The organism is Peribacillus sp. YIM B13482, assembly GCF_042787975.1.
GTDB classification, from domain to species: Bacteria; Bacillota; Bacilli; order Bacillales; family DSM-1321; genus Peribacillus; species Peribacillus simplex_A.
In genome coordinates this window covers 1-8,467 of the sequence record NZ_JBHZPF010000096.1, presented here as the reverse complement: position 1 = coordinate 8,467, position 8,467 = coordinate 1, and the positions used below count along the sequence as shown (strand labels likewise).

The 8,467-nt window shown below is 37.8% G+C and carries 6 protein-coding genes and 1 pseudogene; 2 read left to right on the top strand and 5 right to left on the bottom strand.

What is annotated here, in order from left to right:
• Positions 1-96: 96 nt before the first annotated feature.
• A complete protein-coding gene (locus ACFX4L_RS24315) occupies positions 97-1,002 on the top strand; it encodes a LysR family transcriptional regulator (RefSeq protein WP_377387671.1) in 906 nt (301 codons plus the stop codon).
• Between the two features lie 101 nt (positions 1,003-1,103).
• Here the strand turns inward: ACFX4L_RS24315 and ACFX4L_RS24310 are convergent.
• From ACFX4L_RS24310 to ACFX4L_RS24300, 3 genes and pseudogenes are all read right to left on the bottom strand, one after another.
• Positions 1,104-1,731: pseudogene (locus ACFX4L_RS24310) on the bottom strand (3-oxoacid CoA-transferase subunit B).
• Positions 1,732-2,279: 548 nt separating this feature from the next.
• On the bottom strand, positions 2,280-3,515 hold the full coding sequence (locus tag ACFX4L_RS24305) for an MFS transporter (RefSeq protein WP_377406506.1): 1,236 nt from the start codon (positions 3,513-3,515) through the stop codon (positions 2,280-2,282).
• Between the two features lie 167 nt (positions 3,516-3,682).
• Positions 3,683-4,738, bottom strand: a complete 1,056-nt coding sequence (locus tag ACFX4L_RS24300) for a TauD/TfdA family dioxygenase (RefSeq protein ID WP_061462903.1) — start codon at positions 4,736-4,738, stop codon at positions 3,683-3,685.
• A gap of 480 nt (positions 4,739-5,218) precedes the next feature.
• Between ACFX4L_RS24300 and ACFX4L_RS24295 the strand changes: the two genes are divergently transcribed.
• The gene (locus tag ACFX4L_RS24295; protein WP_061462902.1) at positions 5,219-5,992 is read left to right on the top strand and encodes an SDR family NAD(P)-dependent oxidoreductase; all 774 of its coding nucleotides are present in this window, start codon (positions 5,219-5,221) and stop codon (positions 5,990-5,992) included.
• A 128-nt stretch (positions 5,993-6,120) separates the two neighbouring features.
• Here ACFX4L_RS24295 and ACFX4L_RS24290 read toward each other — a convergent pair whose 3' ends face one another.
• Both ACFX4L_RS24290 and ACFX4L_RS24285 read right to left on the bottom strand, forming a co-directional pair.
• The gene (locus ACFX4L_RS24290) at positions 6,121-7,068 is read right to left on the bottom strand and encodes an alpha/beta hydrolase (RefSeq protein ID WP_377387164.1); all 948 of its coding nucleotides are present in this window, start codon (positions 7,066-7,068) and stop codon (positions 6,121-6,123) included.
• 178 nt (positions 7,069-7,246) lie between these two features.
• Positions 7,247-8,245, bottom strand: a complete 999-nt coding sequence (locus ACFX4L_RS24285) for a TauD/TfdA family dioxygenase (protein WP_377406505.1) — start codon at positions 8,243-8,245, stop codon at positions 7,247-7,249.
• Positions 8,246-8,467: the final 222 nt, after the last annotated feature.

The following is an 8,467-nucleotide window of genomic DNA, read 5'->3' as shown; positions in this document are numbered from 1 at the left end:
AAGCGAGCATCTGGAGGGGAAATCAACCACAACTCACTACCTGGTAAATAGCAACAAAGTATGTGAAAACAGCCTATTTAAAAAAGGAGAATAGTCATGAATATTGAACAATTACTATATATCGTAGAAGTCGCAAAATACAGTTCTCTGTCTGTCGCAGCACAGAATCTACATGTGACTCAATCCAACATCAGCCAGTCCATAACCAACTTGGAAAAGGAGCTGGGGATTAAAGTTCTTAAACGGTCACGGGGACAAGGCGCTGTTCCAACCGATGAAGGAAGAATCATTCTGAAACTCGCCTATGAAGTACAAAAAAAGCTTGAGGAAATAAAAGTGACTGCTAACTTATTGAATTCCACGGAAGTGGGGGAACTAAAAATATCGTCATTACCCGGATTGATGACGTTCCTGGTAAAAGCGATAGCATCGTTTAGACATGATTATCCGTACGTAAATTTGGAGGTTGCCGATAAAAGTGGATCTGCTGTAATTGGAGATGTTCGACAGCATAAGACTGACATTGGACTGATTACGTATTCAAGTGATTTGAACATAAACATGGAAGGAATAGCTTTTGAAGCATTAATCGAAGGAAAGCAGAAAGTATATGTTTCTAAGCATTCTCCCTTAGCCATTCTTGGTACTATAACTCCGCATGATATACTTGATCAAACTCTCGTTACATATAAGGGTGAATTTATGGAGTATTTCCTACAAGATTTCTTTCATAAATATAAGCCCTTGAAAATCTTGTTTACTTCAAATAATATGGATGGAGTTCTCCAAGCCATAAATGAAAATTTGGCAATTACATTCGCTCCTGATTTCGTAATGAAAAACTACCCCCTTATCATTAATGGCGATATCGTTCCAATTGATTTGGTGTATCATCCAACTGTAAATATTTCTTTAGGATTAGTTCGATCAGAGAATAAACATTTGTCCACTTTTGCCAACAAATATATTCATTATTTAAAATCAGAAATTATTAAGAATTAAAAAAGAAAAAAAGAGAAGGTTCTTCGTCCAAAGGTGGGCGAAAAGGCTTCTCTTATTACAAATTTATCTCTACCCTAACAGGAATTAGCAGTGTTATCTCTTTACCTTGTAATAGAAGCCTTTTGGCGATCCCCTTTTCCACATGTCAAATTGGCGCTGATCGTAAAGGAAGCCCCCGTCTTTTCTATCACTTCATCTAGTGAAACACCTTCTTGCGTTTCCACAAGAATCATTCCCTCGGGAGTAAAGTCAAATACAGCCAAATCCGTAATCAGTCGATTTACAACCTTTTGACCTGTCAATGGAAGGGAACAGCTTTTTTTGATCTTGGATTCATTGTACTTATTGGTGTGCTCCATTATGACCACAATTCTTTTGGTACCATGGACAAGATCCATCGCACCTCCCATCCCTTTGACCAATTTCCCCGGGATCATCCAATTTGCCAAATCACCTTGTTCGGAAACCTCCATGCCTCCCAAGATAGCCAGATCAATGTGTCCCCCACGAATCATAGCAAAGGACTCAGCACTGTCAAAGAAAGATCCAGCGATTACCGCTGTAACCGTTTCTTTCCCTGCGTTAAATAAGAACAGGATCTTCCATCCCTTTAACTGGATAAGGTCCGATGCCAAGCAACCCATTTTCGGATTGCAATAATACATGTACTTCTTCCGGTATTTCGTTCGCAAGTAAAGTAAGCATTCCAATTCCTAGATTCACGTTCATCCCATTTTGAATCTCTTGAACCGCACGCTTAATGATTTTTGTCCTGGTACCTGTAAGTAAGTAATATTTATATAACACAAAATATAATCTTAAATATTGGCTGTGTTAAACTTGCCTGTTGATTTCCGCTTAAGGCACTTCGCTTTCCGAGTGCAGTCGTGTAGCCTCCTCGGTGCAGAGCGCCTGTGGGGTCTCCCCTGACCTGCTACTTCCACATGAGCCTCGTGCCTTCCGCTTCAATCAACTTAGTTTGAAAATCAACAATTATGTTTAAACATCACCTAAAAATTAATAAGGACCTTCGTAAAGAAGGCCCTTTTACAGTTCTAATCATTACGAAACTAATTAATTTACTTAATCCTCCACTTCAATATGATTATCAGCGTAAGTCTCGGATATCTTATCCTGACAACTCCAGCACTTACTGCGATTTCGCTCCATAATAGCTAATTCTTCATGACACAATACACAACGGTCCATCTCAGAAACGGACTTTTCATTTTTACACATCGTTTATTTCCCTCCTTGATTCACCTATTAAATGATTTTTATACAATAACTTGTTCCTCAGGTTTTATCGTTGTTTGACTTTGGTTCGCGGGACGGACAATGGTCAAAAACAATAATCCGATTACGAACATAACCAAAGAAGTTACTTGAAAGCCATAACCATATCCAATTGCCTCAGTTCTTGCATACTGGATAAAATACCCGAATATGAGTGGAGCAATAATGCTTGTTGTACTTGATAGAGCAACATAGGCCCCTTGAGCCTTTCCAATGTTTTTGGGAGAAAAGAATTCCATTAATATGGCGGGTGCGAGTGAGAGAATAACAATCGCAAAACCCGGAGCAAGGATGAAGAATAGAATGGAGATTGCACTAGAATTAAAGGCATTTGCAAGAAATAAACAAATAGCGGATAGCACCATCGTAATCCCTGCAACATTTATTCGTGCTTTACGAATATCTCCTGTTTTGCGATAAAGTCGATCCGAAAACAGGGCAAATACAATTTGGCAAATGGCCGCAAAAAGAAAAGGTAAAGACACTGCAAGTTTCAACATTTTTCCATCAAAATGTTGAATTTCGGTAAAATATGCAGGAAACCATACCGCTTGAACGGACAATAACCAATAGGCACAACCTGCACACAAAACGATAAAAATAAAATTTTTAGATAAAAGATACGGAAGAAACTGACGCCAAGAAACATTAGAAGAAATTATTGAGTGCTTATCTTCTTGATCAAAAGCATACGAACCGATTTCTTTTGGGTTTTCTTTTCCAAGAATCATCCATAAAACTAGCACCATTAGTCCAACAATCCCCATTGCTATAAAAGCAGATCTCCATCCATATCCGTTGATCAAGGAGATTAATAATGGCGAAGCAATCGCAGGCCCGATTGTTGCTCCAAAGAGAACAGCGCCAAAGCCTATACCATGTCTATGTTTAGGGAACCATTTTCCAATTATTGAAGTTGATATAGCAACGGCAGGACCTTCTCCTGCTCCCAAGACCATTCTTGTTATTACTAGTAGAGATAGACTTGAAACAAAAGGTGTGGTAAATTGAACAATCAACCATACAAACGAGATCCAAGTAAACATTTTTTTCGTATTTCTTGAATCGGCCATTCCCCCTAGAATGAAAGAGGAAAAGGTAAAGAACCAAAAGAACGAACTGCCAACAATTCCCCATTGTGAAGGACTTAAATGTAACTCTTTCATTAGAGGAACAGAAACTAAACCAATGATAACTTTATCAACCTGGTTGATCATGCCTGAGGCTACAAGAATTAATAATATGATCCAAGAATATTTAGGTGTTTTCAAATTAATAATCTCCCCTTCTATTCCGTTAACATGAATCAATTGGTGTTTTAAAAGTCTTTAAAGGTAAATCTTCCGTGTTTAACCTCGTCTAAACTCTTTATTTATTAAACCCCTTACCTCATTTTTTCTGCAATACCTCCAGCTGTATTTTCACGTACAGGAATACCACCGCGACCAGCTTTACCTGTTTTCTCATCAATGAACATCGCGAAGTCTGGCGCGATTTCTCGCCCATTTGGCATCGTGAGCCACAATCTTAATAAATGACGTTTGCGTTCGGGTTCTTCATAGTCTTCGTATACAGTACGGGAATGAAGAACAGTATAATTATTAACAAATTGCATATCACCCGGTTCCATCATCATATCAATATGCATGTTTTCATCATATAAGAGGGAATCTATTAAGTCATATGCTTCAGTTTCAACTTTTGACAAATATCTACCTGTTTTCGCTTGTGCTGATTCTACATATCCGCGGTTATATCTGCAGCTTAATTTATCTTCGTAATAACTAAAGACTGGTGATGAATAAACAGGAGATTCACCTGGTGTTTCCTCACCACGACGATCCAAGAAATATGGAAGATAGAGAATTCCAAGATACTCAGGGTATCTATCCAGAATTTCATTGTAAACTGCGATGGAGCTTACGATACTACTGTAACCGCCAGATTTAGCTTTTCGAAGACTTAATAATCCGACTACGTCAGATCCATCTGGGTGAAAGGGCAGATGAGCATTCGTTTGGTAACCACGTACATTTGAATCATTAATGTCGAGACCTTGATCAACAACATGTCCTAATAGATCACCTTTTGCGTTTTGCGTGACCGGGATGCCCAGGTGGACTCCGAGACCCCAGTAAATAATGCTTGCTTCTTCATCTGTATACTTTTCAATTGGTAAGCCACGAATTAATAGAAAACCTCTCCCATTCTCCAGCTCGTCTATAAAGTAAGCTATTTCGTCAGAAAGATACGGAATTGGAAAGTCCTCCTTATTAAAATCAGGTGCCCTTAATCCTTTTTGTTTCACATAGAATAAAGCGCTTTCAAGATCTGCGATCGTTTTCTCTGACAAATAATAAATCCATGATTCATCTTTAGCTAAATCAATACCTTTCCAAGCTACTGGTCCTTGAATTTTTTCCTTTAAAATAGACGGCACTGAGAATCCTCCTTCGTTTTCTATTGCAATTTTAACTATAGTACCTAATGAAAAAGTTTGGGCTGTTTTCCTACTTTAAAAGCGACTGCCACTATCTTTCAAACCCTTATACTAAACAATTATTGCTTAATAAATGATGTCCCTTGTCCTCCCCCTTTAATTCCATGAAAGCGCTTTAAATAACTTCTGACTGTTATAATAGTTATCCAGTTAATTATATTCATAATTTTCAGTTAAATAAAATTAAAATTTTTAATTTACAAATAAACCTTACTAATAAACGGAAATAGAACACACTTGTACATGGCAATTTACAACACATATCATTATATTAATAAAACTTAAGTGCAATTTAAAATCTTTAATTTTATATAATTATCATTTATAGGTATAATCAACGATAGAAATGATTGAATTTTCTAATAAACCGCTTTCAAGAGCAGAGTCTAATACAAGTAAATTGAAGCAGGAGGTTGAACTATGGACTTAAAATTATCTGGAAAAAAGGCACTTATCGTTGGGGGAAGCAGGGGGATTGGCAAAGCTATTGCACGTCAGTTGGCTTTGGAAGGTGTGGATTGTACGATTTGTTCAAGAAACGAATCTTCACTAAAGAATGCAGCAGACGAATTGGCCAAAGAAACTAAAAGGAATATTTATCCAATAACAGCAGATACTAATGATCCGGACTCTATCCTAAATTTAGTTGAAAAATCAGCAGCAGAAATGGGAAGCATTGATATTTTAATCAACAGTGGTGCCCGTGTAGGAGGCCATGAACCAGAGGATTTTAACAGCATTAAAGATGAACTTATCTTGAAAGATTTCGAAGAAAAGTATATGGGCTATTTTCGTAGTGTCCGGGCTGTTGCTCCTTATATGATCCAAAATAATTGGGGACGTATTATCAATATAAGTGGTCTGGCAGCTAGAATTGGCGGCAATTATTTTAGTTCCGGTCCTCGTAATGCATCTGTTGTCCATATGACAAAATCCGCATCATTAGAATTAGGAAAGCACGGAATTACTGTCAATGCTGTTTATCCAGGGATTGTCGATACGGAAACGTTTAGAGGCCGTGTCACTAATGAGGAAGCTATACGCCAGGCAGCATCAATGAATGCCCTCGGCCGCTTGATTACATCAGAGGAAATTGCTTATGTCGTTACCTTCCTAGCCTCACCTTTGGCGGCATCGATAACTGGCGATGTCATTTCGGTAACCGGTGGAATTGGAAATACCGTTTATTACTAAATGCCTAGGGTTGCTATTGTTACTGTTTCGTTGATTATCAATAATTTCTATTTAAAAAATTAAATAGGTTATTTTAAAAAGCGAGCCTCACTAAATTCTGAGGCTCGCTTCATTTAGAACATTTTCTTTCAATCTATCCCTATTGTATATTTTAAGGAACTCAAGAACTTCTCGATCCGAGAAACAGTCAATTCTATGTTCTTTGAGAAAATGGCCATTTGTACAAAAAATCCGTGGACCATTCCGGGTTCACATTCATATTCAACTTGAACACCAAAATCTTTTAGACGTTCAGCATAGGCCATTCCTTCATCCCGAAGTACATCATTTTCCGCTGTAATAACAATTGCTGGAGGGAGACCACTTAAATCTTGAGCGACTAAGGGGGAAGCATACTCATTACATCTGTCCTCATTATTCCTTAAATAATGATTACGGAACCAAATCAACTGCTCACGGTCAAGTCCAAATCCTTTTGCAAAGGTTCGATGGGATTCCGTATTGAACTCAAGATTTGTCGCAGGATAGATTAAAACCTGTGCAGTGATGTTTGGACCTTTTTTGTTTCTCGCCATCATCGTAACTACAGTTGCTAGATTTCCACCTACGCTATCCCCACCAACTACCAATCGAGAAACCTCTCCGTTAAATGAAGTCCCTTTTTCAAAAACCCATTGCAATGCGGAATAGGCGTCTTCTACTGGAGTCGGAAACTTATACTCTGGAGAAAGACGATAGTTTACGGATACAACAATACTTTGCGTTCGATTCGCTATCATTCGGCAGCTTGCATCCGTTGATTCAATGTCTCCTAGAACCCATCCTCCACCATGGTAGTAAATAAATAGTGGGAAAGGACCTTTTCCTTCCGGTATATATACCCTGCATTTGATTGTTTCATCCTGGCTTACCGGAATCATGTAATCCTCAACTTTTGAAAGCGGTTCTAATTTTACAACAGGACGCGGTGCTTTAGAAAGCATCTCTCTTACTGACTTATGATTCATCGTATGAATAGGTGGCAGCTGATTAAATGCTTGTAAATATTTTTCTGCTTGCGGATCTAAATTTGCCAAAAAACATCCTCCTCACTTCAGGTTATTTTTAAATTACCCAGTCTATATGCGACGCCATTATTCCTGTCACGAAACTCTCACTTCAAAATAAAAATATAAAATGGTGATTTTATTCATCATTTTCGTTGAATAAAATCACCATTCAAGAATTATTAGTGATTATTATTACCACGGGTTTTTATCTAATTACAGGTGCTCCTCCTATATAAAACTCGAAATCTGGAGCAATTTTCCGGCCACTTGGCATCATGAGCCACAATCTTAATAAATGACGTTTGCGGTCATCTTCTTCATAATCTTCAAATAGTGTACGTGAATGAAAAACGGTATAATTATTAACGAATTGCATATCACCCGGTTCCATCATCATATCAATATGAAAGTTTTTATCAGCAGTAAGGGAATCTACAAAATTAAACGCTTCGATTTCCTCTTTTGACAAAGAGATACCTGTCTTTGTTTGTGCTGATTCGACATATTGCCGCATATATCTGCAGCTTAATTTACCAACGTAATAGCTAAAGATCGGTGATGGAACTACTGGAGATTGACCAGGTGCTTCTTCCCCACGAAGATCATGGGCGAATGGACGGTAGAGAATTTCAAGGTACTCAGGGTGATTATCCAGAATTTCATTATAGATAGACATCGCACTAGCGATACTGCTTAAACCGCCAGATTTCGCTTTACGAAGACATAGTAATCCGACAACATCAGCAAGATCTGTGTGATAGTCAAGACGTACATTCGTTTGGTAACCTCTTACTGCTGTATTATCATTAAAGTCTTTACCCATGTTTTTGATATGCCCTAAGAGGTCGCCCTTTTTTCCTTGGATGATCGGCAGGCCCAAGTGAAGTCCAAGACCCCAGTAAATGATACTAGCTTCATCGTCAGTATATTGATCCATTGGTAATCCACGAATCAATAGAAATCCTCTCCCATTCTCCAGCTCTTCAACAAAATAAGCAATTTCATCAGCGAGATCAGGAATCGGGAAATCCTCCTTGTTAAAATTGGGTGCCTTTACCCCTTTTTGTTGAACATGTAATACAGCCTTGTCAAGAGTTGCAAGGGTTGTCTCAGACAAATAATAAATCCATGAATCATCTTTTGCCAGTTCGATACCTTTCCACGCTGAACGCCCCTGAATTTTTTCCTTTAAAATAACAGACATACATATTCCTCCTTTATATTTGTTGTATCATTTTAATTGATTGAATATTCCGAAATTATTATATATGGTATCCTTATAATTAAAAATGAAATTATTATTTTTAACTTATAATTAAGTTAGATCAATATAATCTTACTAAGAATCTTGGAGTTAGTATAGTTTCATGGACACATTTTAGTTAAGTCCTTACAATGATTTTTGAGAGGATGTGTCCGTCTTGGA